The sequence below is a fragment of the Salinarimonas soli genome, from assembly GCF_008386575.1.
In the GTDB taxonomy this organism is placed as follows: Bacteria; Pseudomonadota; Alphaproteobacteria; order Rhizobiales; family Beijerinckiaceae; genus Salinarimonas_A; species Salinarimonas_A soli.
Window position 1 is genome coordinate 48,054 of sequence record NZ_VUOA01000027.1, and the last position, 25,534, is coordinate 73,587.

At 67.7% G+C, this 25,534-nt stretch carries 30 protein-coding genes and 1 tRNA gene; 15 read left to right on the forward strand and 16 right to left on the reverse strand.

Features of this window, described 5'->3' with window-relative positions; translation table 11 throughout:
• Nucleotides 1-38: 38 nt before the first annotated feature.
• Genes F0L46_RS14745 through F0L46_RS14755 form a run of 3 tightly spaced genes read right to left on the reverse strand, consistent with a single transcriptional unit; the run spans nucleotide 39 to nucleotide 4,807 of the window.
• Nucleotides 39-2,849, reverse strand: a complete 2,811-nt coding sequence (locus F0L46_RS14745) for a DUF4159 domain-containing protein (RefSeq protein ID WP_149818844.1) — start codon at nucleotides 2,847-2,849, stop codon at nucleotides 39-41.
• A gap of 2 nt (nucleotides 2,850-2,851) precedes the next feature.
• A complete protein-coding gene (locus tag F0L46_RS14750) occupies nucleotides 2,852-3,790 on the reverse strand; it encodes a DUF58 domain-containing protein (protein ID WP_149818846.1) in 939 nt (312 codons plus the stop codon).
• Nucleotides 3,791-3,793: 3 nt separating this feature from the next.
• Nucleotides 3,794-4,807, reverse strand: a complete 1,014-nt coding sequence (locus F0L46_RS14755; RefSeq protein ID WP_149818848.1) for an AAA family ATPase — start codon at nucleotides 4,805-4,807, stop codon at nucleotides 3,794-3,796.
• Nucleotides 4,808-4,964: 157 nt separating this feature from the next.
• Here F0L46_RS14755 and F0L46_RS14760 point away from each other — a divergent pair, with 157 nt between their 5' ends.
• From F0L46_RS14760 to F0L46_RS14780, 5 genes are all read left to right on the forward strand, one after another.
• Nucleotides 4,965-5,552, forward strand: coding sequence for a DUF1285 domain-containing protein (locus tag F0L46_RS14760; protein ID WP_149818850.1), 588 nt, complete (start codon nucleotides 4,965-4,967; stop codon nucleotides 5,550-5,552).
• A gap of 17 nt (nucleotides 5,553-5,569) precedes the next feature.
• Entirely contained in the window at nucleotides 5,570-6,190 is a 621-nt protein-coding gene (locus F0L46_RS14765; protein WP_149818852.1) for a CoA pyrophosphatase, read from the forward strand.
• Complete coding sequence (locus tag F0L46_RS14770) at nucleotides 6,187-6,444, forward strand: DUF6111 family protein (RefSeq protein ID WP_149818854.1); 258 nt, start codon at nucleotides 6,187-6,189, stop codon at nucleotides 6,442-6,444. The genes F0L46_RS14765 and F0L46_RS14770 overlap by 4 nt, the downstream gene beginning before the upstream one ends.
• Nucleotides 6,441-7,676: a CCA tRNA nucleotidyltransferase gene (locus tag F0L46_RS14775; protein ID WP_149818856.1), complete on the forward strand. Its 1,236-nt coding sequence runs from the start codon at nucleotides 6,441-6,443 to the stop codon at nucleotides 7,674-7,676. The genes F0L46_RS14770 and F0L46_RS14775 overlap by 4 nt, the downstream gene beginning before the upstream one ends.
• 84 nt (nucleotides 7,677-7,760) lie before the next feature.
• The gene (locus F0L46_RS14780) at nucleotides 7,761-8,018 is read left to right on the forward strand and encodes a hypothetical protein (RefSeq protein ID WP_149818858.1); all 258 of its coding nucleotides are present in this window, start codon (nucleotides 7,761-7,763) and stop codon (nucleotides 8,016-8,018) included.
• A gap of 353 nt (nucleotides 8,019-8,371) precedes the next feature.
• Here F0L46_RS14780 and hemF read toward each other — a convergent pair whose 3' ends face one another.
• From hemF to rplU, 7 genes are all read right to left on the reverse strand, one after another.
• Nucleotides 8,372-9,256 (reverse strand): oxygen-dependent coproporphyrinogen oxidase, encoded by an 885-nt coding sequence (hemF, locus tag F0L46_RS14785; RefSeq protein WP_149818860.1) that lies wholly within the window; start codon nucleotides 9,254-9,256, stop codon nucleotides 8,372-8,374.
• Between the two features lie 29 nt (nucleotides 9,257-9,285).
• On the reverse strand, nucleotides 9,286-10,290 hold the full coding sequence (locus F0L46_RS14790) for an aldo/keto reductase (protein WP_149818862.1): 1,005 nt from the start codon (nucleotides 10,288-10,290) through the stop codon (nucleotides 9,286-9,288).
• Between the two features lie 245 nt (nucleotides 10,291-10,535).
• Entirely contained in the window at nucleotides 10,536-11,657 is a 1,122-nt protein-coding gene (gene proB / locus F0L46_RS14795) for a glutamate 5-kinase (protein ID WP_149818864.1), read from the reverse strand.
• A 73-nt stretch (nucleotides 11,658-11,730) separates the two neighbouring features.
• On the reverse strand, nucleotides 11,731-12,771 hold the full coding sequence (gene obgE, locus F0L46_RS14800; RefSeq protein ID WP_149818866.1) for a GTPase ObgE: 1,041 nt from the start codon (nucleotides 12,769-12,771) through the stop codon (nucleotides 11,731-11,733).
• A gap of 95 nt (nucleotides 12,772-12,866) precedes the next feature.
• The gene (locus F0L46_RS14805) at nucleotides 12,867-13,517 is read right to left on the reverse strand and encodes a GNAT family N-acetyltransferase (protein WP_149818868.1); all 651 of its coding nucleotides are present in this window, start codon (nucleotides 13,515-13,517) and stop codon (nucleotides 12,867-12,869) included.
• Nucleotides 13,518-13,686: 169 nt separating this feature from the next.
• Nucleotides 13,687-13,953, reverse strand: coding sequence for a 50S ribosomal protein L27 (gene rpmA, locus F0L46_RS14810; protein ID WP_149818870.1), 267 nt, complete (start codon nucleotides 13,951-13,953; stop codon nucleotides 13,687-13,689).
• A gap of 72 nt (nucleotides 13,954-14,025) precedes the next feature.
• A complete protein-coding gene (gene rplU, locus F0L46_RS14815) occupies nucleotides 14,026-14,343 on the reverse strand; it encodes a 50S ribosomal protein L21 (protein WP_149818871.1) in 318 nt (105 codons plus the stop codon).
• A gap of 255 nt (nucleotides 14,344-14,598) precedes the next feature.
• Between rplU and F0L46_RS14820 the strand changes: the two genes are divergently transcribed.
• Nucleotides 14,599-14,688: transfer RNA gene (locus F0L46_RS14820), tRNA-Ser, on the forward strand.
• Between the two features lie 641 nt (nucleotides 14,689-15,329).
• On the opposite strand, the gene F0L46_RS14825 is transcribed toward F0L46_RS14820, so the two are convergent.
• On the reverse strand, nucleotides 15,330-15,863 hold the full coding sequence (locus F0L46_RS14825) for a PilZ domain-containing protein (RefSeq protein ID WP_149818874.1): 534 nt from the start codon (nucleotides 15,861-15,863) through the stop codon (nucleotides 15,330-15,332).
• A gap of 436 nt (nucleotides 15,864-16,299) precedes the next feature.
• On the opposite strand from F0L46_RS14825, the gene F0L46_RS14830 reads away from it, so the two are divergent.
• Entirely contained in the window at nucleotides 16,300-16,740 is a 441-nt protein-coding gene (locus tag F0L46_RS14830; RefSeq protein WP_149818875.1) for a hypothetical protein, read from the forward strand.
• A gap of 239 nt (nucleotides 16,741-16,979) precedes the next feature.
• Here F0L46_RS14830 and F0L46_RS14835 read toward each other — a convergent pair whose 3' ends face one another.
• The 3 genes from F0L46_RS14835 to F0L46_RS14845 form a co-directional block, all read right to left on the reverse strand.
• The gene (locus F0L46_RS14835; RefSeq protein WP_149818877.1) at nucleotides 16,980-17,744 is read right to left on the reverse strand and encodes a crotonase/enoyl-CoA hydratase family protein; all 765 of its coding nucleotides are present in this window, start codon (nucleotides 17,742-17,744) and stop codon (nucleotides 16,980-16,982) included.
• A 16-nt stretch (nucleotides 17,745-17,760) separates the two neighbouring features.
• On the reverse strand, nucleotides 17,761-19,968 hold the full coding sequence (gene recD2, locus F0L46_RS14840) for an SF1B family DNA helicase RecD2 (RefSeq protein ID WP_149818879.1): 2,208 nt from the start codon (nucleotides 19,966-19,968) through the stop codon (nucleotides 17,761-17,763).
• Between the two features lie 336 nt (nucleotides 19,969-20,304).
• Nucleotides 20,305-20,862 carry a winged helix-turn-helix domain-containing protein gene (locus F0L46_RS14845; protein WP_149818881.1) on the reverse strand — a complete coding sequence of 186 codons (558 nt, stop codon included), beginning with the start codon at nucleotides 20,860-20,862 and terminating at the stop codon, nucleotides 20,305-20,307.
• A 47-nt stretch (nucleotides 20,863-20,909) separates the two neighbouring features.
• On the opposite strand from F0L46_RS14845, the gene F0L46_RS14850 reads away from it, so the two are divergent.
• The 5 genes from F0L46_RS14850 (at nucleotide 20,910) to F0L46_RS27080 (ending at nucleotide 21,992) form a co-directional block, all read left to right on the forward strand.
• Complete coding sequence (locus tag F0L46_RS14850; RefSeq protein WP_240540004.1) at nucleotides 20,910-21,137, forward strand: HU family DNA-binding protein; 228 nt, start codon at nucleotides 20,910-20,912, stop codon at nucleotides 21,135-21,137.
• A complete protein-coding gene (locus F0L46_RS14855; RefSeq protein ID WP_149818885.1) occupies nucleotides 21,137-21,406 on the forward strand; it encodes a hypothetical protein in 270 nt (89 codons plus the stop codon). The genes F0L46_RS14850 and F0L46_RS14855 overlap by 1 nt, the downstream gene beginning before the upstream one ends.
• 68 nt (nucleotides 21,407-21,474) lie before the next feature.
• Nucleotides 21,475-21,675, forward strand: coding sequence for a hypothetical protein (locus tag F0L46_RS14860; RefSeq protein ID WP_149818887.1), 201 nt, complete (start codon nucleotides 21,475-21,477; stop codon nucleotides 21,673-21,675).
• A 9-nt stretch (nucleotides 21,676-21,684) separates the two neighbouring features.
• A complete protein-coding gene (locus F0L46_RS14865; RefSeq protein ID WP_149818889.1) occupies nucleotides 21,685-21,867 on the forward strand; it encodes a hypothetical protein in 183 nt (60 codons plus the stop codon).
• Complete coding sequence (locus F0L46_RS27080) at nucleotides 21,864-21,992, forward strand: hypothetical protein (protein WP_276315555.1); 129 nt, start codon at nucleotides 21,864-21,866, stop codon at nucleotides 21,990-21,992. The genes F0L46_RS14865 and F0L46_RS27080 overlap by 4 nt, the downstream gene beginning before the upstream one ends.
• 27 nt (nucleotides 21,993-22,019) lie before the next feature.
• On the opposite strand, the gene F0L46_RS14870 is transcribed toward F0L46_RS27080, so the two are convergent.
• Entirely contained in the window at nucleotides 22,020-22,829 is an 810-nt protein-coding gene (locus F0L46_RS14870) for a lysozyme inhibitor LprI family protein (RefSeq protein ID WP_149818891.1), read from the reverse strand.
• A 111-nt stretch (nucleotides 22,830-22,940) separates the two neighbouring features.
• Entirely contained in the window at nucleotides 22,941-23,366 is a 426-nt protein-coding gene (locus F0L46_RS14875; RefSeq protein ID WP_149818893.1) for a lysozyme inhibitor LprI family protein, read from the reverse strand.
• A 357-nt stretch (nucleotides 23,367-23,723) separates the two neighbouring features.
• Between F0L46_RS14875 and F0L46_RS14880 the strand changes: the two genes are divergently transcribed.
• The 3 genes from F0L46_RS14880 to F0L46_RS26220 all read left to right on the forward strand — a co-directional run bounded on the left by F0L46_RS14880 (nucleotide 23,724) and on the right by F0L46_RS26220 (nucleotide 25,418).
• The gene (locus F0L46_RS14880) at nucleotides 23,724-24,107 is read left to right on the forward strand and encodes a hypothetical protein (RefSeq protein ID WP_149818895.1); all 384 of its coding nucleotides are present in this window, start codon (nucleotides 23,724-23,726) and stop codon (nucleotides 24,105-24,107) included.
• A 39-nt stretch (nucleotides 24,108-24,146) separates the two neighbouring features.
• The gene (locus F0L46_RS14885) at nucleotides 24,147-24,620 is read left to right on the forward strand and encodes a hypothetical protein (protein ID WP_149818897.1); all 474 of its coding nucleotides are present in this window, start codon (nucleotides 24,147-24,149) and stop codon (nucleotides 24,618-24,620) included.
• Between the two features lie 192 nt (nucleotides 24,621-24,812).
• Nucleotides 24,813-25,418 (forward strand): hypothetical protein, encoded by a 606-nt coding sequence (locus tag F0L46_RS26220; protein WP_188311974.1) that lies wholly within the window; start codon nucleotides 24,813-24,815, stop codon nucleotides 25,416-25,418.
• Nucleotides 25,419-25,534: the final 116 nt, after the last annotated feature.

Consider the following 25,534-nt stretch of genomic DNA (forward strand, 5'->3'; position numbering starts at 1 on the left):
TGGTCTGGCGCGCGGCGGGGCCCCGCCGCGCCTAAGGGTCACTGCCCGAGGCGCTCCAGGAGGGCGGGGACGTGGACCTGGTCGGCCTTGTAGTTGCCCGTGAGCACGTACATCACGAGGTTGACGCCGCCGCGGAAGGCCATCTCGCGCTGGCGCGGATCGCCGCCGGACACGGGGTAGAGCGCCATGCCGCGCCGATCGACGGCCCAGGCCGCCGCAAGATCGTTGCCCGTGATGACGATGGGCGAGACGCCGTCGCCGGCCCGCGCCGGACGCTGCTCGCCTTCCGCCACGGGGGGCAGCGCCTCGATCCAGGTCTGGCTCGAGGCGTAGCGGCCCGGGAAGGTGTCGAGGATGTAGAACGACTTCGTGAGCACGTGATCGCGCGGGACGGGCTCCAGCTCGGGCACGTCGAGGGTCATGAGCATGCGGCGCAGCTGCTGCGCCTCCGGAGAGGCCCCGCCCCGCCCCGCCGTCAGCGCGTCGCGGGTGTCGAAGATCACCGTCCCGCCGCCCTTCATGAAGGAGTCGAGCCGCCGCAGCGCCGCCTCGCCGGGCAGGGGGCGGTTGGGGACGATGGGCCAGTAGAGGAGCGGGTAGAAGGCGAGCTCGTCGCGCGCGAGGTCGACGCCGACGGGCTCGCCGGGCTCGAGCGCGGTCTTGGACTGGAGGAACTGGGTCAGGCCGGTGAGGCCCGCCCGGCTGATCCCGTCCACGGTCTCGTCCCCCGTCACCACGTAGGCGAGCCGCGTCACGAGCGCCGCCTCGACCGCCTCCCGGGTCAGGGGCGGCGGGGGCGGGTTGGGAGCCTGCGCGCGGGCGGGATCCACGGGCCAGGACGCCGCGACCACCGCCAGGGCCAAAGCCGCCGCCGTGGCGGCCCGGCGCCCTCTGCCGGTCAACCGCGCCAGATGCCCGCCGAGCCACAGCGTCGCCAGGGTGTCGGCGAGGAAGAGCAGCAGCGCGATCAGGAACAGGGGCCCGCGCAGATCCACCGTCTCGGCCCGGGAGAGGGGCGCGATGCGGCCATTGAGGGGCGCGAGATCGAGCGGCGCCAAGCGGTCGCCGGGAATGAGCGCGTTCACGGCGAGGCTCGCATCGATGGGCCCGTAGAAGCCGGGCGGGTTCTCGTGGGTGGCGCGTTGAGCGAAGGACCGCGTCACGGGGCGTGCGCTCGGCGGCGGGCTCACGAAGGCGCCGAATCCGTCGAGGGTGCGCTGGGGCGCCACCGTCTGGTCGCCCTGGGGATCGCCCTCCGCGGGGCGGGTCGCAGGCGAGCCCGCGAAGGCGACCGTTCGGCGCAGCATGTCGACGAAGAGGCCGGACAAGGGCAGGTTCGACCACGTCGCATCCGCCGTCACGTGGTAGAGGACGACGAGCCCCTCCCCGCGTTTCGCCGCGGTCACGATGGGCGTGCCGTCCTGGAGCGAGGCCCAGGTGCGCTGCGCCAGATCCCCGTCGGGCTCGGCCAGAATCTGGCGGCGGACGCCGAGATCCTGCGGGACGGGAAGGCCGAAGAAGGGGCTCTCCCGGGTGAAAGGCGCGAACGTGCGCGGCGCGTCCCAGGCGAGCGTGCCGCCGAGGCTGCGTCCGCCCCGCCGCAGGCGCACGGGAACGAGGTCGTCGTTGCCGGCGGCAAGCCGCGAGCCGGCGAAGCGCACCAGGAGCCCGCCCTCCTCGACGAAGCGCGTGACCCGCTCCGTGGTGGGGCGGTCCAGCGAGCCCACGTCGGCGAGGATCAGCACCGAGACCTGCTCGTCGAGCAGCTGGCCGATGGCCTCGCTCGCCCCGCCCCGCGCCTCGCGCAGCTCCGCATAGGGCGAGAGGGCGCGGGTGAGATAGTAGGTCGGCGCCAGGAGGGGCTGGGCCTGATCGATGCTGCCCCCCGATGCGATGCCGATCCGCTTGCGCCGGCCGCGATCGTCGAGAAGCGTCACGGCACCCGCCGAGCCCTCGCCGAGGATCTCGATGCGGGCGATGGCATTGCGCACCTCGATCGGGAGATCGAAGCGGGTCTCCGTCTCGACCGCCCCCGCCTCGAAGGAGAAGGGCGCGTCGGCGAGCGGCAAGCCCTTCAGGTCGACGGCGCGGACGGTGCCCGCGTCGCGTCCGTTCGGCTCGGGCCGCAGAACCCGGACCGCGATGCCGGCGCCCGTCTCGGCGCCCGCGAGCGCCAGGGCCGGGGCGCGGTCGGACTTGAAGATCGTCGGCGCGCGGCCGTTCAGCGCGCGGGCGAGGCCTTCCACGAAGGCCTGGCCGTCCGCTCCCGCCGTGCCGTCGCTGATCCACAGGGTCTCGGCCGCGGGATTGGCGGCGAGGAAGCGTTCGATGGCCGGCAGCGCGCGGACGCGGTCGGCGAGATGGGGCTGCGGTCGCACCGCCCGCAGGGCCTCGATGGCCGCGCCGGGTGCCAGGAGGCGCGCCTCGGCCAGGGGCTCGGCGGTGGGCACGAGGGCGATGGAGCGTCCGTCGCGGGCCGCGGCCTCGGCCCGCTCGATCGCCACCGCGCCGCGCTCGCGCCAGTCGTGGGCCGCCGTGAACCCGTTGTCGATGACGAGGAGGAGGGGCGCGCGCCCGTCCGCGCCGAGCGGGGGCGTCGGGTTCCAGACGGGCCCGGCGGCGGCCAGGATCAGGAGCGCCGCGAGCAGCAGCCGGATGGCGAGAAGCCACCAGGGCGTGCGGGCCGGCGTCTCGCGCCGGGGCATCAGGTCGGCAAGGATCTTGAGCGGCGGGAACGCGATCCGCTGCGGCGCGGGAGGGGTGACGCGCAGGAGAAGCCAGATCGCGGGCAGAGCGATCAGGGCCCCGAGCACGAGCGGCGCGGCGAAGCTCAACGGCAGACCCAGCATGGTCAGGCTCCTGCCCCGCTCAACGACGGCGCCGTTCCCCGCGCCTGCGTCACGAGCGTGATAACGCGCAGGGCCGGTTCGGTTGCCGGACGGTCGGTCCGATGGATGGTAAGGGTCCAGCCGCGGCGGCGGGCGACCTCGTCGAGCTCGGCCCGGTGGCGCGCGATCCGGGCCCGGTAATCTTCGCCCCAGGCGCCCGCGTCGCCGATGCGAAGCTGGATCCCGTCCTCAAGATCCTCCAGCAAGGCCTGGCCCTGGAAGGGAAACGTCTCCTCGACGGGATCGACGATCATCACGAGGTGGCCGCGCGCGCCCCGGCTCGACAGCGCCTGGATCGCGGCGGCGATCCCAGGGATCGGGGAGAGAAAGTCGGAGATGATCACGGCCTCGTCGGTCGGCCCGAGCGGGGCCTGCGGGGGCAGGTCGTTGACGAGCCCCTCCCGATCGCCCGCGATGGCCTCGGCCAGGCGCTCGGCGATGCGCCGGGAGGCGCGCGGCGGGGTGAGGTCGAGATGGCCGACGCGCTCGCCCGCCTCGACGAAGCCCTGCGCCAGGGACAGGCCGAGCACCAGGGCCCGTTCAACTTTAGGCGCGTGGGCGAGGCTTGAGGCAAAGCCCATGGACGCCGAACGGTCGATCCAGAGCCAGACGCTCTGGGACGCCTCCCATTCGCGCTCACGGACATAGAGCCGGTCGTCTCGCGCCGAGCGCCGCCAGTCGACCCGGTGGGCCGATTCGCCGGCCACGAAGGGACGGAACTGCCAGAAGCTCTCGCCGGGTCCCGCCCGCCGGCGCCCGTGGATGCCATGCTGGAGGGTCGCGGCGACGCGCCTGGCTTCGAGGACGAGACGCGGGAGGCGGTCGGCGAGGCTGAGCGCCGAATCCACCGCCTCGCGCCCCGCGACCCGCCTGTCGGGGCCGAGGACGTCGAGCTTCGCCATCGCTCAGGCGCCGAGCCGGCCGACGAGCCTGCGCACGAGGCCCGGAACGGTCTCGCCGTCGGCCCGCGCCGAGAAGGTGAGCGCCATACGGTGCTTGAGCACCGGCTCGGCAAGCGCCGCCACGTCGTCGAGGGAGGGCGCGAGCCGCCCCTCGATGAGGGCGCGGGCGCGCACCGCCGTCATCAGAGCCTGGCCTGCGCGGGGGCCCGGCCCCCACAGGAGCTTGCTCGTCACCTCGGCATGGCCCTCGCCCGGGCGCGCCGAGCGGACGAGGTCGAGGATCGCCTCCACGACGCTGTCGCCCACCGGCAGCCGGCGCGTGAGGCGCTGGGCCGTCATGAGGTCGTCGGCGCTCATCACCGCGCTCGGCCGGGTTTCCTCGACGCCCGTGGTCTCGAGCAGGATGCGCCGCTCCGCGAGGCGGTCCGGGTAGGACACGTCGATCTCCAGGAGGAAGCGGTCGAGCTGCGCCTCGGGCAGGGGATAGGTGCCCTCCTGCTCGATGGGGTTCTGGGTCGCGAGCACGTGGAAGGGCTTGGGCAGGTCGTGCCGCTCGCCGCCCATGGAGATGTGCTGCTCCTGCATGGCCTGGAGGAGCGCCGACTGGGTGCGGGGCGAGGCGCGGTTGATCTCGTCCGCCATCAGGAGCTGGGCGAAGATCGGCCCCTTCACGAAGCGGAAGGACCGGCGTCGGTCGGCGCCCTCGTCGAGGATCTCGGAGCCCAGGATGTCGGAGGGCATGAGGTCGGGGGTGAACTGGACGCGCCGTGCGTCGAGCCCCAGCACGGTGCCGAGCGTCTCGACGAGCTTCGTCTTCGCCAAGCCCGGCACGCCGACCAGGAGGCCGTGGCCGCCGGCCAGGATCGTGACGAGCGCGAGGTCGACGACCTTCTCCTGCCCGAAGATGACGCCATGGATCGCCTCGCGCGCCCGCCCGATCGTCTCGAGCGTCGTCTCTGCGGTCCTGACGATCGCCTCGTCCATAGCCATGGGTGCGCCGAGCGTGCTCGCGGTCATGCGACCTTACCTTTCGCCGAAACAGCCCCCCGTTCCGATAGTGGGCCTGGATCGGGGCGCCGCGCAAGCGGGATCATGTGCCGCAGGGGCAGGCGGGCCCGTCGGCGGGGCCGGCGCGGCTGGACGGCGCGCCGATCGCTCGTGCTATGATCGCTCCATGGTCGACATCTCGAAACAGGACCCGAACGGGTTGAGCCGGCTCGCGGAATCGCTCGGCGCGATCGCGAAGACCAAGGGCATCCCACCGGTGGAGCGCTGGAATCCCGATTTCTGCGGCGACATCGACATGCGCATCGCCGCGGACGGCACCTGGTTCTATGGCGGCACGCCCATCGGGCGCCCGGCCTTGGTGCGCCTGTTCTCAACCATCCTGCGCAAGGACCCCGACCGCTACGTGCTCGTCACCCCCGTGGAGCGGGTGGGCATCGTCGTGGAGGACGCGCCGTTCGTGGCGGTCCAGATGGCCGTCGAGGGCGAGGGCGCGAGCCGCACCATCGCCATGCGCACCAATGTGGACGACGTGATCGCCGTCGGGGCCGATCACCCGTTGCGCTTCGAGCGCGACGATCACGATGGCGTGAAGCCCTATGTCAGGGTCCGCCACGACCTGTGGGCGCGGGTCACCCGCGCGCTGACCTACGACCTCGTGGGCTTGGGCGAGGAGCGTGACGGCGTGTTCGGGCTCGCCGCGGGGGGCACGTTCTTCCCCATCGCGCCCGCCTCGGAGCTCGGGTCCGAGGCGTGAGCGACGAGGCGCCTGGGATGCCGGCCATCGCCCGCCTCGCCTCCCGCCTGCGCGCCGAGCCGCCGGGGCCGGGCGGCGCGGGAGGCGATCCGGGGGGCGACCATGTCCTCGACGCGGCCTGGACGCGCCAGCCCGGCGTCGCGGCGCCCAAGCCTGCGGCCGTGCTGGTGGGCCTCGTGAACCGTCCCGAACCCACGGTCATCCTCACCCGGCGCTCGACGGCCCTGCGCCGCCACTCGGGGCAGATCGCGTTCCCGGGCGGCCGGATGGACCCGTCCGACCCCTCCCCCCTCGCGGCCGCCCTGCGGGAAGCCGAGGAGGAGATCGGGCTCGACCGGGCCCTCGTGCGCCCGCTCGGCTATCTCGACGCCTATCTCTCGGGCAGCGGCTATCTCGTGGTGCCGGTGGTGGCGCAGGTGGAGCCGGGCTTCGAGCTGCGCCTCAACCCGTTCGAGGTGGACGAGGCGTTCGAGGTGCCGCTGGCCTTCCTCATGGACGAGTCGAACCACGAGTTGCACGCCCGCGAGTGGAATGGCCGCATCCGCCAGTACCATGCGATGCCCTATGAGCGTCACTATATCTGGGGCGTGACCGCGGGCATCTTGCGCAACCTGTTCGAGAGATACCACCAACCATGACCCGGATCGCGCTCGGCGAAGCGCTCCTGTTCCTCGCGCCGTTCCTGCTCTTTGCCGGCTACCTGGTCATCCGCCGCCGCAGCCCGTTCCAGGTCGCCGCCTGGGAGGGCTCGGTCTCCTGGCTCGTCGTGGCCGGGCTCGCCCTGGCGGTTGGCGCCTTCGTCGTCACGGGGATCACCGCCGAGCGCGAGACCGGCGCCTATGTGCCCTCGCACCTGGAGAACGGCCAGGTGGTGCCCGGACAGTTCCGGTGACCGCGCCGGAGGCCCGCGACCGGCTCCTCCGGCTTCTCGCCCGGCCTGGCGTCGCGCGCCTGCTCGCGGCTTTGAACGGGGACGGCGAGGAGACCCGAATCGTGGGCGGGGCGGTACGCAACGCGCTCCTCGGCCATCCCGACACGGACGTGGACTTCACCACCACCGCGCTCCCGCAGCGCATCCGCGCGCTCGCCGAGGCCGCGGGCCTCAAGGCGGTGCCCACCGGCGTGGAACACGGCACGCTGACCCTGATCGTCGGCGGCGAGCCCTTCGAGGTGACGAGCCTGCGCGAGGACGTGGAAACCGACGGGCGCCACGCGGTCGTGCGCTTCGGCCGCGACTTCACGGCGGACGCCCTGCGCCGGGACTTCACCATCAACGCCCTGTCGCTCGGGGCGGACGGCACCCTCCACGATCCCGTGGGCGGCGTCGACGACCTGCGGGCCCGGCGGGTCCGCTTCATCGGCGATCCGGACCGGCGCATCGCCGAGGATCATCTGCGGGTCCTCCGCTTCTTCCGCTTCCACGCGCAATATGGCGAGGGCCCCCTCGACCGCCCGGGCTTCGAGGCGGCGATCCGGGGGCGGGACCTGCTGGGACGGCTCTCCCGCGAGCGGATCCGGGCCGAGATCCTGAAGCTGATGAGCGCGCCGCGCGCCGTCGAGGTGGTGGCCGAGGTGGCCGGCGCGGGCATCCTGGCGCGGCTCCTCGGGGCCGTCGGCGACCTCGGACGGCTGGCGCGCGCCACGCCGGACGGGACCTTGGCTCTCGCGGGCTACGCCGTGCTCGTGGAGGAGGACGCGAGCCGCCTGGCCGAGCTCCTGCGCCTGTCGAACGACGAATCGGCGCGGCTTGCGGCCTATGCGAGGGCCTGCGCGCGCCTGCGCTCCCTCCCCGACCCGGTCGAGGAGGCGGAGATCCGGCGGCTCGTGGCCGTGCACGGGGTGCGGGCCGTCTCGGACGCGCTCATGGCGCTCCGCAGCGAGCCGCGCCCGGTGCTCGCCCCCGGCGCCCTGCCCGCCTTCGAGCGGTTCGCCACGGGCGCCGAGCCGCCGCCGGCACTGCCGGTGCGCGGCGCCGACCTGAAGGAGGTCGGCATCCCGCCCGGCCCCGGGATGGGCGCGCTCCTCGCCCGGGCCCGCACGGCCTGGCTCGAGGGCGGCTGCCGCACGGGCCCCGCGGAGCGGGAGCGTCTTTTGCGCCACATCGCCGGAAATCCCGCTCGTTAACGGACCGTTAAGCACCTCTCCGGACTCGCGTTCCGCGCCCGCGAGCCGCATTCTCCGGGGCGTCCATCATGTCGGAGCCAGCCCATGTCTCGCACGCCCGCCGACATCGCCCGCCACCTCGCCCGGGGCATCAAGCGCTCCGAGGAGACGCCGCCTCCGGACATCACGGTGCCCTGGAGCCGCGAAACCTTCCGCATGCCCCGCGAGCAGGCGGGCGAGACCGCCCGCGCCTGGTTCGACCGCTACCCGGAAGCCGCCTACCGCACCCGCATCGAGAGCTGGCGTCTCCTGGACAACGGCCTCATCGAGTTCACCATGCGCCGCCTGCCGAGCGCAGGCTGAGGGGCGGGTTCACCACGACGCTCCGGGCGCATCCGGTCCAGAACGCCGGAATATTCCACCCCGCCGGCGGCGGCCGCCAGTGATGGGTGAGCCTGGCGGACGGGCTCGTTCAGCGGATCCGGACGTCCGCTTTGCAAAACTGTCGAGCCGCCCGCGCTGGCGCGCGGTACCCCGCTCCTCGCCCTCACGGGCGACACTCTCCCCTGAGGGGAGAGAGGGCGCGGCGGCTCACGACTCTCTGAACCCCACCATCGCCCACAGGCGGCCCCCGCTCCTCCTCAGGGGTGGGGTAAGCCGCACCAACGGCTGCCTTCAGCCACCGATATGGCTCCAGAACCGGGCTGGGCAGCGTGTCAGGGCCAGCGCACCTCCGGAGGCATGGAGGAGAGGATCGAGTCCACGTTGCCGCCGGTCTTGAGCCCGAAGATCGTTCCCCGGTCGTAGAGCAGGTTGAACTCCACGTAGCGGCCCCGGCGCACGAGCTGCTCGTGGCGGTCGGCGTCGGTCCAGGGGGTGGCGACGTTGCCGCGCACGATGCGGGGATAGACGTCGAGGAAGGCCTCGCCCACGGCGCGGGCGAAGGCGACGTCGGCGTCAGCCTCTCCCGTCCAGTGGTAGTCGTAGAAGATGCCGCCGATGCCGCGGGGCTCGTTGCGGTGCTTGAGGAAGAAGTACTCCTCGCACCACGCCCTGTACTTCTCGTAGAGCGCCTCGTCGCCATGGGCGAGGCAGGGCGCGCGCATCGCGGCATGGAAGGCGATCGTGTCGGGGTCGTCCTGGGTGCGACGGCGGTCGAGGACGGGGGTGAGGTCCGCGCCACCGCCGAACCAGGGCTTCGTCGTCACGACGAAGCGGGTGTTCATGTGCACCGTGGGGACGTTCGGGTTCCAGGGATGCGCGATGAGTGAGATGCCCGACGCCCAGAAGCGCGGATCCTTGTCGGAGCCCGGGATCTGGCCACGGAACTCGGGCGCGAACTCGCCGAACACGGTGGAGACGTGGACGCCCACCTTCTCGAACACGCGCCCGCGCATCATGCTCATCTGCCCGCCGCCGCCCGGCGCGCCTCCATGGTCCCTGCGCTCCCACGGCCGGCGCTCGAAGCGGCCCGCCGGAGCGTCGCCGGCCCCGCTCTCCTCCTCGATGGCTTCCAACGCGGCGCAGATCCGGTCCCGCAGGGTGATGCACCAGGCGGGCCACTCCGTCTGGAGGCGTTCGACGGCAGGATCGGAACTCATGGGAGACCTCGCATGCATGGGGAGCGCACTCACCGCGCCACCCGGCCCTCGATGGGATAGGCCGGGTCGTTGTAGCCGGGGGTGGAGGGGTGGCCGGTGGCGACGAGGCTGTCGACGAGGGCCTCGTCCTCCGCCGTGAAGGTATAGTCCAGGGCCGCCATGTAGTCGTCCCACTGCTCGATGGTGCGGGGCCCGGCCACGACGCCCGTGACCAGGCGGTTGTTGAGCACCCAGCCAAGCGCGAAGCGGCTCGCCGTGGTCCCGCGCGCCTCCGCGTGGCGGCGGATCTCCTGGGCGAGCGCGAGCGACTCGGGGCGCCACTCGGTCTGCATCATGCGGGAATCGTTGCGGCCGGCGCGCGTGCCCTCGGGCGGCGGGGCGTCTGGGCTGTACTTGCCCGTCAGCACCCCGCGGGCGAGCGGCGAATAGGGGAACACGCCCAGTCCGTAATGGGCGCAGGCCGGCAGGTGCTCCGTCTCGGGCATGCGGTTCATGGCGTTGTAATAGGGCTGGCTCACCACCGGGCGGTCGATCCCGAGATCGTCGCACAGGCGGCAGATCTCGGCGACGCGCCAGGCGCGGTAGTTTGAGACGCCGACATAGCGGATCTTGCCCGCCCGCACGAGGTCGGCCATCGCCCGCACCGTCTCGGCGAGCGGCGTCTCGTGGTCCTCCTTGTGGAGGTAGTAGATGTCGATGCAATCCGTGCCGAGCCGCCGCAGGCTCGCCTCGACGGCGCGCTGGATGTAGGCCCGCGACAGGCCCCGGTCGTTGGGGCCCTTGCCGGTCGGGTTGGCGACCTTGGTGGCCAGCACCCAACGGTCGCGGTTCGACCGGATGGCGCGGCCCACGATCTCCTCCGAGCGCCCCTCGGTGTAGATGTCGGCGGTGTCGATGAAATTGACGCCGCCGTCGAGCGCGCGGTCGATGATCCGCACCGCGTCCGCCGCCTCGGTGGCACCCCCGAACATCATCGTGCCGAGGCAGATCGGCGAAACCTTCAGGCCGGAACGGCCGAGCGGGCGGTAGTCCATCGGGGTCTCCGTGGCGGGGGGACAGGGTCGGTCGGGACGTTCGCGCAAATCGCGCCGCTTGTCATCGGGTCGTCTCCCCTCCCCCTTGTGGGGAGGGGTTGGGGGTGGGGGTCGCAAAGTCGGAGCTGGCGGAGAGGTGGGGAGAACGCACGCGCGTACAGCCTTTTTCTGGACCGCGGGACCTCTCGCGTCCCGACCCCCACCCCTAACCCCTCCCCACAAGGGGGAGAGGGATGGCGTCGCGCCTACCCCGCCCCGCCGATCACCAGGTCGTCCCGGTGGATCATCTCATCCCGGCCCCGGTAGCCAAGGATCTCGGCGATATCGGCCGTGCGGTGGCCCATGATCCGCGCCGCCTCGTCCGAATCGTAGGCCACGAGGCCGCGGCCGATCTCGCCGCCATCGTCGCGCACGACCACCGCGTCCCCGCGCGAGAAGCCGCCCTCCACCCGCCGCACGCCCGCCGGCAGCAGGCTCGCCCCCGTGCGAAGCGCCCGCGCGGCGCCCGCGTCGATGTGGATGACGCCGCGCGGCTCCAGGGAGCCGGCGATCCAGGCCTTGCGCGCCGTGCCGGGATTCTGGGGCGTGAGGAACCAGGTGCAGCGGGCGCCCTCGGCGACGGCGCGCAGCGGGTTCTTCCCCCGCCCGTCGGCGATGACCATGTGGGTGCCGCCGGCCGCCGCGATCTTGCCGGCCTCGATCTTGGTGCGCATGCCGCCCCGGGACAGCTCGGAGGCCGCGCCCCCGGCCATGGCCTCGATCTCCCGGGTGATTGCCTCGACCACCGGGATGTGCCGGGCCATGGGGTCCTGGGCGGGCGGCGCGGTGTAGAGCCCGTCGATGTCGGAGAACAGGACCAGGAGATCGGCCCCCACCATGGCGGCGACGCGGGCCCCGAGGCGGTCGTTGTCGCCGTAGCGGATCTCGGTGGTGGCCACCGTGTCGTTCTCGTTCACCACCGGCACGGCGCGCATGTCGAAGAGGCGCCCGATCGTGGCCCGCGCATTGAGATAGCGCCGGCGCTCCTCCGTGTCTGCGAGCGTGACGAGGATCTGCCCCGCCGTGATGCCGTGATGGGCCAGCACCTCGGACCAGACCCGGGCGAGCGCGATCTGCCCCACCGCCGCCGCGGCTTGGCTGTCCTCCAGCTTCAGCGGCCCCGGCGGAAGCTGGAGCACGGTGCGCCCCAGCGCGATGGCCCCCGACGAGACCACGAGCACGTCGGCGCCCCGCGCGTGGAGCTCGGCGATGTCCTCGGCGAGCGAGGCGAGCCACGCGGCCTTGAGCCGGCCTCGCGCGCGGTCGACGAGGAGGGCCGAGCCCACCTTGATCACGACGCGGCGGAAGTTCTGCAGGGAGGGGGTCATGGCATGCGGGATGAGCGGGCGAGAGCCCTCGTTTCGCGCCTCTTCGCGCCGCTGTCGAGTCGGATCGCGCGCTTTAGGGCCGCCACTCCGCCACTGCCGGCGCCTGCGCCTCCCGTTCCGCACCCTTGGCTTCGTCGACGACGGCAAGGATCGCGCGAAGCGCCTCGGGCACGCCCCGGCCCGTAGCGGAGGAGAGCACGAGGGGCGTGCGCTTGGCGGCGCGCTTCAAGCGGGCGAGCTGCTCCTTCAGCGTCTCGGGATCCAGCGCGTCGGCCTTGGAGAGCGCGACGATTTCGGGCTTGTCGGCAAGGCCGTGGCCATAGGCCTCGAGCTCCTTGCGCACGGTCTTGTAGGCCTTGCCCGCGTGCTCGCTCGTGCCCTCGACGAGATGGAGCAGGACCCGGCAGCGCTCCACGTGGCCCAGGAACCGGTCGCCGAGGCCTGCGCCCTCGTGCGCCCCCTCGATGAGGCCCGGGATGTCGGCGAGCACGAACTCGCGGGCGTCGATGCGCACCACGCCAAGGCCCGGATGGAGCGTGGTGAAGGGATAGTCGGCGATCTTCGGCTTGGCCGCCGTGGTGGCGGCGAGGAACGTGGACTTGCCGGCGTTGGGCAGGCCGACGAGGCCCCCGTCCGCGATGAGCTTGAGGCGCAGCCAGATCCAGCGCTCCTCGCCATCCTGGCCCGGATTGGCGTGGCGCGGGGCGCGGTTCGTGGAGGTGGTGAAGTGAAGGTTGCCGAAACCGCCGTTGCCGCCCTTGGCGAGGCGCACGCGCTGGCCGATCTCGGTGAGGTCGGCAAGCAGCGTCTCCCCGTCCTCGTCGAAGACCTGGGTGCCCACGGGCACCCGCAGCACCATGTCCTCGCCTCCCGCGCCCGTGCGGTTGCGGCCCATGCCGTGGGTGCCCTTCTGGGCCTTGAAATGCTGCTGGTAGCGGTAGTCGATGAGGGTGTTGAGCCCCTGCACCGCCTCCACGAACACGTCGCCGCCGCGCCCGCCGTCGCCGCCGTCGGGGCCGCCGAACTCGATGAACTTCTCGCGCCGGAACGAGACCGCCCCACCCCCGCCGTCGCCGGAGCGGATATAGACCTTGGCCTGATCGAGAAACTTCATGGCGTCACATCCTCGCACCACCGGGTCGGAAGGGGAACGCCCGCCCTGGAAAATCGATGCGGCCGGCACGCACGCGCCGGCCGCTCTCCTGCCCCCTACTCCGCCGCGAGCGGCAGGGCGGCCTCGCCCGACGTCTCGCGGCCGTGGGCGGTCGGGCCCGACAGGCCCCAGCTCTTGAGGCTCGCCCAGGTCCGGCGGTCGAGCCGGAAATAGTCCACGGGCAGGGCGCCGCCCCGGACGGGGAAGCTCTGGAGCCCCGAGCCCTGCGAGGCGAAGCCGCACTTCTCGAGCACCCGGCGCGAGGCCGGGTTGACCACCCGGGCCGAGGCCGCGAGCTCGTCGGCCGGCGTATAGGCGAAGGCCGCGTCGATCATGGCGCGGGCCGCCTCCGTGGCGAGCCCCCGGCCCCAATGGGGCCGGCCCATCCAATAGCCGATGAAGGGCACCGGGTTCGCCTCGCTCGGGCCCTTGATGCCGACGATCCCGACGAGATCGTTGGGACGCCGCTTCAGGGTGATCGCCATGGTGAGCGCGGTGCCGTTCGCGTTCTCGGTGCGCGTGCGCAGGACGAAGGCGTCGGCCTCGGCGGGCGGATAGGGATGGGGGATGACGCCCGTCATCTCGGCGACCTCCTTGTCCCCGGCGAGCTCTACGATGGCTTGCACGTCGGCCTGGCGCGGCCAACGCAGCCACAGGCGCGCGGTCTCGAGGCGGAACACGTCATCGCGGGTCAGGTCGGGGAACATCGTACTGCTCCGATCATGGGCTCGCGCGGGAGCCCTAGAGACGACGAAGGGGAGGTGGTTGTCCCACCTCCCCTGGTCCCGGATCGGAGCTTGGCCCTTGTCGCCTGGAGCTCTGATCCGCCGGTTCGGTTGGGACCGGCGGGAGCTCCTTCGTCAAAGGCTCCTGCCGTTATTCGGCGGCTTCTTGGGCGGGCACCACCGATACGGTGGTTCGGCCGTGCCGCTGGCCGAAGAGCACGCGGCCTTCGACCTTGGCGAAGATCGTGTGATCTTTGCCCATGCCGACGTTCACGCCCGGATGCACTTTCGTGCCGCGCTGGCGGATGATGATGTTGCCGGCGATCACGCGCTCGTTGCCGAACTTCTTCACGCCAAGACGGCGGCCATCCGAATCGCGACCGTTGCGCGACGAGCCGCCTGCTTTCTTGTGGGCCATGGGTTCAACTCCCGTGTGTCAGAGCGGGCCGGGGCGCCGGGGCACCCGCCAGCCCGGAAAATGAGGTTTCGATCAGGCGCCGAGGGCGATGTCGGTGATGCGAACCACCGTGAAGTCCTGGCGGTGCCCGCGCTTGCGGCGCGAGTTCTGGCGGCGGCGCTTCTTGAACGCGATCACCTTGTCGCCGCGGGTCTGCTTGACCACCTCGCCGCTGACGCTGGCGCCCGCGATGGTGGGCGCGCCGACATCGGTCGAGCCGTCGCGGGTGACCATGAGCACCTCGCCGAAGGTGACGGTCTCGCCCGGCTGGGCCTCGAGCTTCTGGATGGTGATGACGTCCTGGGCGGCCACGCGATACTGCTTGCCGCCGGTCTTGATCACTGCGAACATCGTTCTTGTCCTCGTGTTCGACCCGGCTCGCCACGGTTGCCCGCGGGGCCGGCTTCTTGGCAGTTTCCGGCTCGTTGCGACGCCTCATTGCGCCGCAAACGGAGAGCGCGCGGGACACTGCCCGCGCGCAAGACGGCTGGCATAAACAACGCCGCGATTCTTGTCAACGAAGAGGCGCGCAAACCGCCCGCGACCCCGCTTGCCCCCTGCCCTCCCCCATGCTATCCACCCGCCGCTTCGACAAAAGCTGGCTCCGGAGAGGTGGCAGAGTGGTTGAATGCACCGCACTCGAAATGCGGCATACGGGCAACCGTATCGGGGGTTCGAATCCCTCCCTCTCCGCCACGACCTAAGTATCTGCAGATACTTAGCTTTCGCGCTGCCAGAGCCCTAGCAAACCCCCACACCATTTGACGTTTTTGCACCGGCCGGTTCTCTGCGCCGTCAGGGCGCCCCGTCTTGGGGCTCGAACGACCGCCCGAACGGGAGCCTTTCTCTGGGCGGCACTGCCCTAGTCCGGTTGTGGGTACCCCAAACCGAACCACCATTTCGTAGCGTCGCTACTCGACGAGAAGCGAGTCGAGCGAACCCGTCTCTGACGCGGAGACATTCTCCGGGCGGAAAACGTGGCGCTTTCAGGCACTTAGCCCGACTGCAACATAAGCGCATCGCGGGTTCGAATCCCCTCAGCTCCGCCACGACCTAAGCATCTTCAGATACTTAGCCTTCTCCTCGCCAGAGCCGCCGCAAACTCCCACACCGTTTGACGTTTTCCCGCTGGCCGGTTCTCTGCGTCGTCACAGCGCCCCGTCTTGAGGCTCAAACGACCGCGCGAAAGGGCGTCTGTCTCTGCGTGGCAACGCCCCAGTCCGGTTGTGGGCACCCCAAACCGAACTACCGCTTCGCAGGGCCACCACTCGCCGCGGAGCGAGTCGAGCGAACCCGTTTCTAAGGTGGAGACATTCTCCCACCAGAAAGCTGCGCCTTTACCACCGCGCCCAACGTAAGCGAGATGCCTGCGAGGCGGGGATCCACTCGCCGGTCGCCTCGTCGAACACCTCAGCGGGCGCTTGAGTCTGAGCGGGCTGGTCAGTGGCAGGAGATGATTGCGCCGGTTCCTCATGGTCGTATTTGCTCAAGGCGGCTCGCATCTGGTCGCGCTCCTGATGGAGTGCAATGAGCGCGCCTTCGAGGCGAGCCATTTCGGCCTCGATCACGTTGAGCCGCGCGACCGGAGATTCTACGCCAGAGATCGAACAGGCCTTGTCGTTCCGGGCTTCGACACAGGCGACGCCAACTTCGTCGGCGCTGCGCCACCTCATGCGAACACGGTGGATCTCGTTCTTCTTTGGGATGTGCAGATCAAACTCGTTAGGGAGAACTACAGTTTGGCTGATGACGAGCCGCATGCCGCCGGAGGACTGGTTGCGCACCACGCAGTCCATGCTCGCGAGACCGTCGTTGTAGACGACCTTGCCCTGCAACAGGCTGCGGTTTCGAGGGGCTCGGCGCTTGTCCATGGCTCGGCTCGGCTGCGTGCAATAAGCCCGCAAACTGCCGCTCAACTCGGAAGAAAGCGCTTCAAAAGCGCAGATAAGTTTAGCGATCCTGCGGATGACATCGGTCCCCAGCCAGGGCGCTCCCGAAGCTCCGTCCGACACCGCTTCATCGTCGCGCCTCGGCAGTAGATCCCAACCCTGACCGTGTACTCCCAGAAGGCCGCCTCAAGCCCCAATCTTCGACGGAACACGGTCGACAATCCAACGTTCGTCATGGGTGACGTGACGCAGCCCGCCGACGACCCGACCATGCATCCTTGGGTCTGATGGCCCGCATCGCCGTCAACGGGCTGATGCGAATGGGTGCGACATGGTGAGGGAGAGAACCTGATGGTCTCGCGCAACCACAACAATCGCAGCGAAAAGATGAAGGGCCACACCCCAACAGGACAGGAACATGGCGAACAGGACCACAACCCATCATCCCAGGGACATCAGGGAGACACGCACGGAGCCCAGATGGGCCGATCAGGGACTGACTCTCGGAACGATGGGAATAGCTCTCATAACGGTGGGGGTGACGGCGCTGGCGGTGCACCTCGCCAGCAGGGGCAGGGGCAGGCCAACAAGGGCGTGGACAACCACCATCAGAACCGCGGTCACGGGTGAGACCCAGCGCGACATCATGGAGCGGGCTTTGCAGATGAAGCGGGATGCAGGTCCCCAGACCCATATCCCCGAGCACGTGACGGCGCATGAAGGCGCGGTCCATGGTGGGCAGGTCGGCTACACCGACACCCGGCTTGGTCGCGAGGGTACGTTCACCGAGAACACCGGCCGCAGCCACGGCGCGCGCGTGGGCGACACCGGTAAGACCACCGGTCCCGGCAGTCACTGATCCAACAACACGGATGGACGACATGCCATCGGTGTTGACCGCGCTAGGCGGACCGTAGTTCCAAATCGAATAAGGGCGCGTCAGACGACGCGCCCTTTCTGTTTGACGTTCCCGCATGCCCTTCATGGTCATTCAAGGACAGCTGAACGGAGCGGCGGCGGACGGTTGGAGGCAAGCGAGGCTCAAGGCTGCTCCCAATCTGTGGGCCAGTGACCACACCCGCGGTGGCTGCTACGGTTTCAGATGCTCTTAAAGTCGCCGCCACGCCCGGCACCGGAGGCGAACCGACCCGCCCCGTTGATGGCTTCGCGCTGGAGCACGACTTCGCCGTCCCGACCTTCTCGCCGGAGCGCCTCCTCCATGCTCTCACCCCATTGCGCGTAGCTCGACACACGGTCTGCCCTGACGCACGCTTGCGGGAAACGCGCGATCTCAGCGGCAAGCTGCTCGGCCTCGGCTCGCGCCTGACCAGGAGGCGCGAGCCGGTTTGCGAGCCCGAAGGAGAGCGCCTCGTCCGCTCCGACCGGCCGCCCGGTCAGGATCATGTCGAGGGCACGACTGTGGCCGATGAGACGTGGCAGTCGGATTGTGCCACCGTCGATAAGCGGCACGCCCCAGCGGCGGCAGAACACGCCGAAGGTGGCCGTTTGCGAGACGACCCGCAGATCACACCAGATCGCAAGCTCAAGCCCGCCCGCGACAGCATAGCCCTCGACCGCGGCGATGACAGGTTTGCTTAGCAAGCGACGGGATGGCCCCATGAGGCCATCCCCTTCCGGCTCGTAGGGGATGGCCTCTCCAGAGAGCGTCTTCAGATCGTATCCGGCGCAGAAGTGTCCACCAGCGCCGGTCAGAACGGCGACCGAGGCATTCTCATCGGCCTCGAACGCAGCGAAGGCGGCGAGAAGCTCGCTTGCAGCCTGCGGGTTGACGGCGTTGCGCACCTCGGGCCGGTTCAGGATGACCGTTGTCACGGGACCGTTCTTCTCGATCAGCACGCCCATCATCATCTCCGGCCTGTCACCCTCCTAGGGTCAGCCATTCCCGCAGCTTCGTCCACCGCCGCTTCATCGTCCCGCCCCGGACCGCGATACCGATGGCCTTTCTCTGGCCGACGAGCACGACGAGACGCTTGCCCCTGGTCACGCCCGTGTAGAGCAGATTGCGGGCGAGCATCTGGTAGTGCTGCGTCACCACCGGGATCACCACAGCCGGGTACTCGGACCCCTGGCTCTTGTGGATTGTGGTCGCAAACGCAGGCACCAGGGTGTCGAGTTCGCCGAATGGGTAGATGACCTCACGGCCCTCAAAGTCCACGACGACCGCCTGCTCCTCGTCGTCGATGCGGTCGATCATGCCGAGGTCACCGTTGAACACCTCGCGGTCGTAGTCGTTCTGCGTCTCCATCACCCGATCACCCGGCGAGAAGCGCCAGCCAAAGCGCTCCACGGTGGCAGGCGGGTTTGGGTTCAGAACGCGCTGAAGCTCCTGGTTCAGGTTCCGCGCCCCGAGCACGCCCCGGTTCATGGGGCAGAGCACCTGGACATCCTTGATCGGATCGAGCCCGAACCGGCGCGGGATGCGGTTCGTCACCACCTCGATCAGCTTGGCGACGCCCTCCTCGGGCTCGGCGATCTCGACGACATAGAAGTCGCTCTCCTCGCCAGCCCTGGGCGGCTCCGGCATCTGGCCGTGGTTAATGCGGTGTGCGTTGACGACGATCCGGCTCTCGGCAGCCTGCCGGAACACCTCGGTGAGGCGTGCGACGGGAATGCGCCCGGAGGCGATCACGTCCGCGAGAACCTGCCCCGGCCCGACTGACGGGAGTTGGTCCACGTCACCGACCAGTAGCAGGCCCGCGTGTGCCGGTATTGCCCTGGTGAGCGCGTTCATGAGCGGCACGTCCACCATCGAGGTCTCGTCCACCACGAGCAGGTCGCAGTCGAGCGGGTTCTCCTCGTTGCGGCTGAACCCACCGTGCTTGGGGTCGATCTCCAGGAGACGGTGGATTGTCTTCGCCTCCAAGCCTGTCTGCTCCGTCATGCGCTTGGCGGCGCGGCCCGTTGGAGCCGCGAGGAGCACACGGACGCCCTTCGCCACAAGGATGCGCAGGATCGTGTCCAGTGTGCTCGTCTTGCCCACACCAGGGCCGCCGGTCACCACGGCCACCTTGGACGAGAGTACGAGGCGCACGGCCTCCGCCTGCGAGGGCGAGAGCGCCTTGCCAGTCTTGCTCTCGACCCAGGGCCGAGCTTTGTCGAGGTCGATGGCAGGCCAGGGCGGCCTCCCCGACGCACGGCTGATCAGGCGCTCGGCAATCACGCGCTCGGCCCCGTGCAGGCCCTTGAGGAAGATGCAGGTCTCCTCGCCGACTCTGTCGGTGACCACCTCCTCGCCGCGCGCAAGTTCCTCGCGAATGGCTGTCTCGATCAGGGCGGCATCGACCTCGAGTAGGCGCTCGGCAAGGCTGATGAGCATCGAGACCGGCAAACCGCAGTGGCCCTCGTCGGTGCCGGTCTGGAGAGCAAACGAGACACCAGCCCGCAGGCGCTGCGGCGCCGTCTTCTCCATCCCGAGCTTCGCCGCGATGGCATCCGCCGTCCTGAACCCGATGCCACGAACATCACGTGCGAGCCGGTACGGGTCCTCGGTCATAACTTGAATGGCCTCATGGCCGTAGGTCTTGAAGATGCGCACCGCCCGCGCGGTGCCGACGCCATGCGCGTGCAGGAAGATCATGATCTCGCGCACGGCCTTCTGCTCGGCCCAGCCCGCCACGATGCGAGAGGCCCGCATGGGGCCGATGCCGGGCACCTCTTTCAGCCGCTCGGGTTCGGCCTCGATGATCTCGAAGGTGTTCTCGCCGAAGAGGGCGACGATGCGCTTGGCCATAGCCGGGCCAATGCCGCGCATCTGACCAGAGGCGAGATACTTCTCGATGCCCTCAGCGCCGGTGGGTGGGGTGGCCCTGAGTGTGTCGGCCCGGAACTGGAGGCCGTGCACCCGGTCGGTGACCCACGCTCCCGTCGCGGTGATCCACTCGCCAGCCCCGATAGCGGGTGCATGGCCGATGACCGTGGTCAGATCACGCTTGCCGCGCACCTGAACTCGGATGACGCAAAACCCGCTTTCAGCGTTGTGGAAGGTGACACGCTCGACCGTGCCCGCGAGAGCCTCGACGAGCCTCCCCGTGTTCTCGACCTGCCCCGGTCGGACCATCTGGTTCATGCACCTGCTCGGCCCCGGATGTCGGGGCCGCTCCTGATTGTAGCTCCACCCTCGCGACCGGGGTGCATGCTGGCGAACATCACAGGGAAATGATGTTCCTGTTATGTTCACGCGAACTGTTTGTCGATCAAGCCGCAGGTTCGATGCCCTCTTCGTCTTATGGATGCTCCCCGCTCAACGGCCCGCCCGATCACCAACTTGAATCCCCTTAGCTCCACCAGGTACCACCGTGCGAATAGCCGCTTTTCCATTCTCGCTTGATCACAGCGTGATTTCCGCCGCTTAGCGAAATGTGGCACCGGAAAACCGTTCCTGTCGGCCGTGCTGTGCGCCCCGTTAGGGCCATTTCTCTGGGCGTTCATCGACGTTTTCCGCATAAGCGGGCCTGAGCGACCGGAGACTAGTTTGCATTCGTTGGCAACCCAGGTGGTGACCAGCTGCTTCTACAACCCCTTTGTAGAGCGCACTCGAACTGCGAGCGATGACGAAGAGCCACTTGATACGACAAAGCCCGGCGACGATGTCCTCGTCGACCATGCCGCCGGCAAAGTACTCTTGCCGCGGGTCATCGCTCATGTTCGTGAATGGGAGCACCGCCAAAGACGGTCCGTTCGGCATGGGCGGCGAGATCGGCAATGGCTTCGACACTGAGCTGTTGCGGCCGACTGGTGGGCCGACGTAGCGGTAGCCCCAGCGCGGTAGCGTCTCGATCCACCCCACATCGCCAGCCTGGCCGAATGCACGCCGCAAGGCGGCGATTTGCACAGTCAGATTGCTGTCCTCAACTGCGAGGCCCGGCCATGCGGCATTGAACAGCGCCTCCTTCGAAACCAGTTTGCCTTCGCAGTCCAGAAGCAGGCGGAGCAGAGCGACGGCTCGTTGGCCGAGGGCGATCGGCCGAACTGGTTGCCGACATCGCGCAGGAGACGGGCTACGCCCAAGTGCAGGTCCGCACCACCCTCGACGCTCTCGCCCGCCGCATCGTCGCCAACGTCGCGCGTGGTGAGGACGTGCAGATCCGCGGGCTCGGGCGCTTCGATCTGAAGTCCATGGAGGGCCGGCCGGGGCGCAATCCGCGGACGGGCGAGGCGGTGGACATCCCTGCTCGCAAGACCCTGCGCTTCAAGGTGTCGAAGCCGATCTCCGACGAGCTGAATCGGAAGGGCTGATGGTCCAGGACACGCATCTCACGCGGCCCGAGATCGGCGCCGTGGTGGCTCTTGAGCCTGGGCCGGCAGCCGAGGAGCTGCGCCGCCTGCGCGACGGCGTCGACTTGCTGAACGCCGCCCTGCGCGCGCTCCACGGCCTCGGCTTCCACGCCTCCATCGACGTGCGCCCAGCCTATGAGGGCGGGCTCACGGTCAGCGCGACGGTGAAGCAGGTGGTCGGGGTGCTGGAGTACCCGCCGCGCCGACCGGGCCCCGCCTCACGGGGCTGACGAAACCCCGTGATGATCAGCCGCCGGATACCGCGGCGAGCGGGTCCGGCAGCCCCTTGGAGGCAGGCATGTCCGATCTCCCTGCGATGACGGAAGAGGAGTTCCTCATCGAGCTTGCTCGCCGCCGCGACCACCTGAACGAGGCGCTGATCGAGGCCGGCCGGCGCGGCCTGGAGGTCAGCGTCCGCTCCGACACTGTCTGGCACTTGCATGCCGACGCGGTCGTGACGACGGCGCAGCTGGCGGTCGTCAAGGACCTGCGGGTCTAGGAAGCGCCGGTGGACAAGGTCTTGTGGTTGATGCTGATCGCCTCGATCGCCCTCATGGGCCTGGGCTACTCGCTGCTGCGGGGCCACGGCCCGGCTGACCACCGGCTCGGCGGGTTGGTGCCTATGGGCCTCGGCATTGGCCTGTTTGGCCTGACGCTGGTCGTCGGCTTCATCGTGGCGGTGGCACGGTGACCGACCTCATCGTGAAGCTGCTCATCATCTACAGCACGGCGCTGGCTGCATTCGCGCTGGCCGGCGGCGAGTGGGCACAAGCGACTTTCTTCCTCGTTGTCGGGCTCTGGGCGCTGTCGGCGTGATGGCCGGCCAGAGGCGCCTGTCACCGATTACGAGCTACACGCTGATGTGAATTTCTGCATGAGCGCACGCTCCCTGATCGGTGGAAGTTGGACGCTTTCGCCTGACCGAGAGAGGGTCAACCCCTGCCCTTGTCGAAGGGCAAGAACCAGCTTGGCACTCGTTGGAAGTGAGGCCTCGAAGAAGTATCCGTCACCCTCACGGACTGTGCCTTCGAGAATCTGTTCGCCGCCTTTCCATGAAACAGCGAGCCGTGATTTTATGCCGTCCTTGAGTTTCTCACCACGCGGGCTCGGCAATTCAGCACGGAACTCAACGATTTTGTTTTCACCACAATTCAGTGAAGCAATCTTGCCAGACTCTTTCATCCCATACGCAAGTAGTGATGCGTCACTCGAGAGAGCCCAGTCTGGCTTTTCATCTGGCTCTTCCCACTCCTCGGAATAAGGCGACATGCTACCTAGGCCATAATTCGTGTTAGAAGCGAAAACATCATAAACACATTGCTCCGTGCGACAGCGATTTGGAAGAGCGCCTTTGAACTTTTTATGATCTAACTCGATTTTCGTCGCGTTTTCTCTTTGGTATATCTGAGCAATATTACTAAGTAGATCCGCTTTTCGGAGGAAAGAACTACGACAGATCATAGTTTCAACACGTGTTTGGGGGCGACTGCAATTGGCTGAAGGCTGCACCTGACTATAGTCACCCTTAAAGAACTTGATCGTCGCATCGAGCTTATCGACAGAAATCCATGAATCCGCCGCGAGCGCCACCACTGGCGTGATAGCCGCGATCGCACAGACAGTCAGAATGAGGTTCAACCGTTGGGCTGTCACTCGTAGCCTCCCTTGTCCTACTCACAGTCGCGCGCGTGCGGCGATATATGCGGACGCGATGATAGAAGGAATCCTCTCCCTGGGCTCACCAAGGCGCCTTGAGATCGCAACTCAGAGGTCGTTGATCTGTTGCAGCCAACGCGCACGTTCAGCGGTTGTCTGCAACATACATCCTGAGTCGACCAGCAGCGCCATTGTTCCCCGATCACCAAGCCGACTCATAAAGGAGCAAGTTGAATCGCGGTAGGCAATCCAGGCACGCTGCGCATCTCTCAAGGCCGTCTTCTGTGAGCCATTCAAGCGAGACTGCACTTCATTATACGCATCATTCAGCAGACGGTCATACCTTCGCAGCTCATTAGTGCTACATTCGAGCATTTCTGCCGTCACGCCGCTCGATTTCTTCATACAAGCATCATATGCCTTTGAATACAGCGGAGAAGATTTTAAATTCACACTCGGCGCATTCTGACCTAGTGCACTATTGAACGTAGCGATCACAGCGAGTGCGGTGAACATCATCGTTGCTTTCGTCATGACTCGCTCCGAGGTCAGCGTTGCGCCGAGAAGCGCATTCCCCAAACGAAGAAGGAGTCATTCCGTTCAGGCCCGTACGTGCCTACGGCCGTCGTGGCGTACCCGCGCCTACCATGCGATCGAAGATCGTGAAGCGCGAGGATGGCCCTAGCGAGTCGCCTACTCCTGCCCTCCGACCTGCAGAGTTTCTATACCCGCGATGACATCGAGCCATCTTTGCAGAGGGTCGGCTGGATTGATCGGCCTCTGGGACTGAAACCAACTTATACGGGAACGAATTGTCGCCTCTCGCAATTGCCTACCTCTGCACTGAGGGGGTGCTGTCGTGGATTGAGATGACGTGACGAGGTGGCGGGGATGCGTAATGTGATCACATTAGCCTTGTTCAGCCTGTCTCTGGGAGCCTGCGAGCCCCTGAAACCAAAGCCTTTGGTCCTGGAATGCACGTACTCCGGCAATGTATTCTACATGCGCCAGAACCGCTTTTTCCTCGTCCTTGAGGACGGGACGGCACGTGCTTCGATCACTGCCGATTATGCAATGTCTTCCGCACCGACCCGCGTACCCATTGATATCAGCACCGACACGGTCGCCAGCACGACCCCATTCACAGGCAATACGTACGACGACCTCAAGGGCAAAACAATCCGCTTGGATCGCTCATCGGGCCGGCTGGATGCAATCAGCGTCGATCGTAGGCACGAGGATTGGCGATGCCTACCGTTCCGGCAAGCATTCTAATCTACCCGACCTTGTCGCAACCTAAGGAGCAATCAAAAAATGAGAGTCCAGATCGCCGCGATTGTGACCCTTTGTTCGATAGGTGCTGCGGAAGCCAAAGAAATCATCCGCTGTACGAGCAAGAATGCGCCGGAGGTGGTAATGTCCCTCGACGCGCAGAAGATGCTGAAGCGGACAGTCAGCTGCATCTCCGGGAGCTTCGTCAGCGACATGACTCCGTGCGCGACGAACGGCGGCTACGGGCTGTCTTACCCGACCGGAAGCGCCGCCCTGCGCGAGATCGTGACTCGATGGCAGGATTACAACGATCATCATGGCGGGGTTGTAAGCCACGGCGTGAATCCTCAGACGATTGTATTCAGCGGAAGCTGGATGTCGGACAACGGAAATAAGGAGCTCTGGACCTTCATCGCGAACCGGCTCACCGGGACAGCCAAATTGAAGATCCCAAAGGGCGAGGATGGTGCTGGCGAGTACGACTACACTTGCTTACGGGCATCGCAGAAGTTCTAGGCTGATGCGACATGCGAACCGCTACCGAAAGCGGCGTGGCTTGGCTGACTTCACCGCAGGCGACCTGGGGTCACGCTACGCCGAGAGGTGAGGTCAACTACCCTGGTACCAGCAATTGGGGAACGCTGGTGTGCAACGCGCTTTGACCAATTGGTTCATCCGAGAGGGTGCCATGATTGGCGGAGGAAGCATATGCGCGGTGCAACGCGAGCTTACGTTCTAGTCACGCTGCTGTTTGGGGGAACGTGCTTGCCGCGTGGAGCCACGGCGCAACCACTCGAAGACGCTCTCCTCACCTTGATACGTTTCGGTGCAGAGTCGGTAATCGTAAAACGTGAACCCGGTTTGATTGTCACTGGTGACTCGCCGCATGTGGAGGTGCGGGTTCTTGATCAGGAAAATTGCGTTGTTCGCGTTACGGATTTGGATTGGAAGCCAACTCGTGAACAAAAGATGCTCTGGGGAGGGCCGGCAACGGTCGTCGAAAATACCGACTCGACTCATCGAGATTATTTTCTAGGCAGAGTCATCGCTTCTGAGATCAAAAAGGTCAGCTCAGTTTTGGAGAGGGTGGCTGGAAGGGTAACTCGTGAGAGAAAGGACGCGAAATGGTTGCTGGTCGGAAACCATGGTGACGAGACACAATGCATCTACTTTCCTGCCAGTGAGAAACATTGCACAAATCAGATAGAGTTCGATCGGGCGGACGAACAAGATAGGGCTGCCCGTAGTGACAAGGCCCTTGTCCGGATCTTTGGAGATCTTTGCAGGGGAACCACACGGAAAACTCCGTTCTGAGAGACAGTTGCGCGCAGCGACCGCTCCAGCGATAGCTCGCGGTAGGCGACGACTCATAAAGGCGGCTCCTCGGTACGTGTCTAGCTAACTGGCGTGGCCGACAGCCGCCCGCAGGT

Bases quoted from the DNA above. Each gene is read 5' to 3' on its own strand.
- F0L46_RS14750 (WP_149818846.1), bottom strand. From the start codon at position 3,790: ATGGCGAAGCTCGACGTCCTCGGCCCCGACAGGCGGGTCGCGGGGCGC.
- F0L46_RS14885 (WP_149818897.1), top strand. From the start codon at position 24,147: ATGAGAGTCCAGATCGCCGCGATTGTGACCCTTTGTTCGATAGGTGCT.
- rpmA (WP_149818870.1), bottom strand. From the start codon at position 13,953: ATGGCCCACAAGAAAGCAGGCGGCTCGTCGCGCAACGGTCGCGATTCG.
- F0L46_RS14765 (WP_149818852.1), top strand. From the start codon at position 5,570: ATGCCGGCCATCGCCCGCCTCGCCTCCCGCCTGCGCGCCGAGCCGCCG.
- F0L46_RS14875 (WP_149818893.1), bottom strand. From the start codon at position 23,366: ATGACGAAAGCAACGATGATGTTCACCGCACTCGCTGTGATCGCTACG.
- hemF (WP_149818860.1), bottom strand. From the start codon at position 9,256: ATGAGTTCCGATCCTGCCGTCGAACGCCTCCAGACGGAGTGGCCCGCC.
- F0L46_RS14855 (WP_149818885.1), top strand. From the start codon at position 21,137: ATGGTCCAGGACACGCATCTCACGCGGCCCGAGATCGGCGCCGTGGTG.
- F0L46_RS14755 (WP_149818848.1), bottom strand. From the start codon at position 4,807: ATGACCGCGAGCACGCTCGGCGCACCCATGGCTATGGACGAGGCGATC.
- F0L46_RS14880 (WP_149818895.1), top strand. From the start codon at position 23,724: ATGCGTAATGTGATCACATTAGCCTTGTTCAGCCTGTCTCTGGGAGCC.
- F0L46_RS14835 (WP_149818877.1), bottom strand. From the start codon at position 17,744: ATGGGCGTGCTGATCGAGAAGAACGGTCCCGTGACAACGGTCATCCTG.
- F0L46_RS14745 (WP_149818844.1), bottom strand. From the start codon at position 2,849: ATGCTGGGTCTGCCGTTGAGCTTCGCCGCGCCGCTCGTGCTCGGGGCC.
- rplU (WP_149818871.1), bottom strand. From the start codon at position 14,343: ATGTTCGCAGTGATCAAGACCGGCGGCAAGCAGTATCGCGTGGCCGCC.
- F0L46_RS14790 (WP_149818862.1), bottom strand. From the start codon at position 10,290: ATGGACTACCGCCCGCTCGGCCGTTCCGGCCTGAAGGTTTCGCCGATC.
- F0L46_RS14805 (WP_149818868.1), bottom strand. From the start codon at position 13,517: ATGTTCCCCGACCTGACCCGCGATGACGTGTTCCGCCTCGAGACCGCG.
- obgE (WP_149818866.1), bottom strand. From the start codon at position 12,771: ATGAAGTTTCTCGATCAGGCCAAGGTCTATATCCGCTCCGGCGACGGC.
- F0L46_RS14860 (WP_149818887.1), top strand. From the start codon at position 21,475: ATGTCCGATCTCCCTGCGATGACGGAAGAGGAGTTCCTCATCGAGCTT.
- recD2 (WP_149818879.1), bottom strand. From the start codon at position 19,968: ATGAACCAGATGGTCCGACCGGGGCAGGTCGAGAACACGGGGAGGCTC.
- F0L46_RS14780 (WP_149818858.1), top strand. From the start codon at position 7,761: ATGTCTCGCACGCCCGCCGACATCGCCCGCCACCTCGCCCGGGGCATC.
- proB (WP_149818864.1), bottom strand. From the start codon at position 11,657: ATGACCCCCTCCCTGCAGAACTTCCGCCGCGTCGTGATCAAGGTGGGC.
- F0L46_RS14770 (WP_149818854.1), top strand. From the start codon at position 6,187: ATGACCCGGATCGCGCTCGGCGAAGCGCTCCTGTTCCTCGCGCCGTTC.
- F0L46_RS14825 (WP_149818874.1), bottom strand. From the start codon at position 15,863: ATGGACAAGCGCCGAGCCCCTCGAAACCGCAGCCTGTTGCAGGGCAAG.
- F0L46_RS26220 (WP_188311974.1), top strand. From the start codon at position 24,813: ATGCGCGGTGCAACGCGAGCTTACGTTCTAGTCACGCTGCTGTTTGGG.
- F0L46_RS14760 (WP_149818850.1), top strand. From the start codon at position 4,965: ATGGTCGACATCTCGAAACAGGACCCGAACGGGTTGAGCCGGCTCGCG.
- F0L46_RS14830 (WP_149818875.1), top strand. From the start codon at position 16,300: ATGGCGAACAGGACCACAACCCATCATCCCAGGGACATCAGGGAGACA.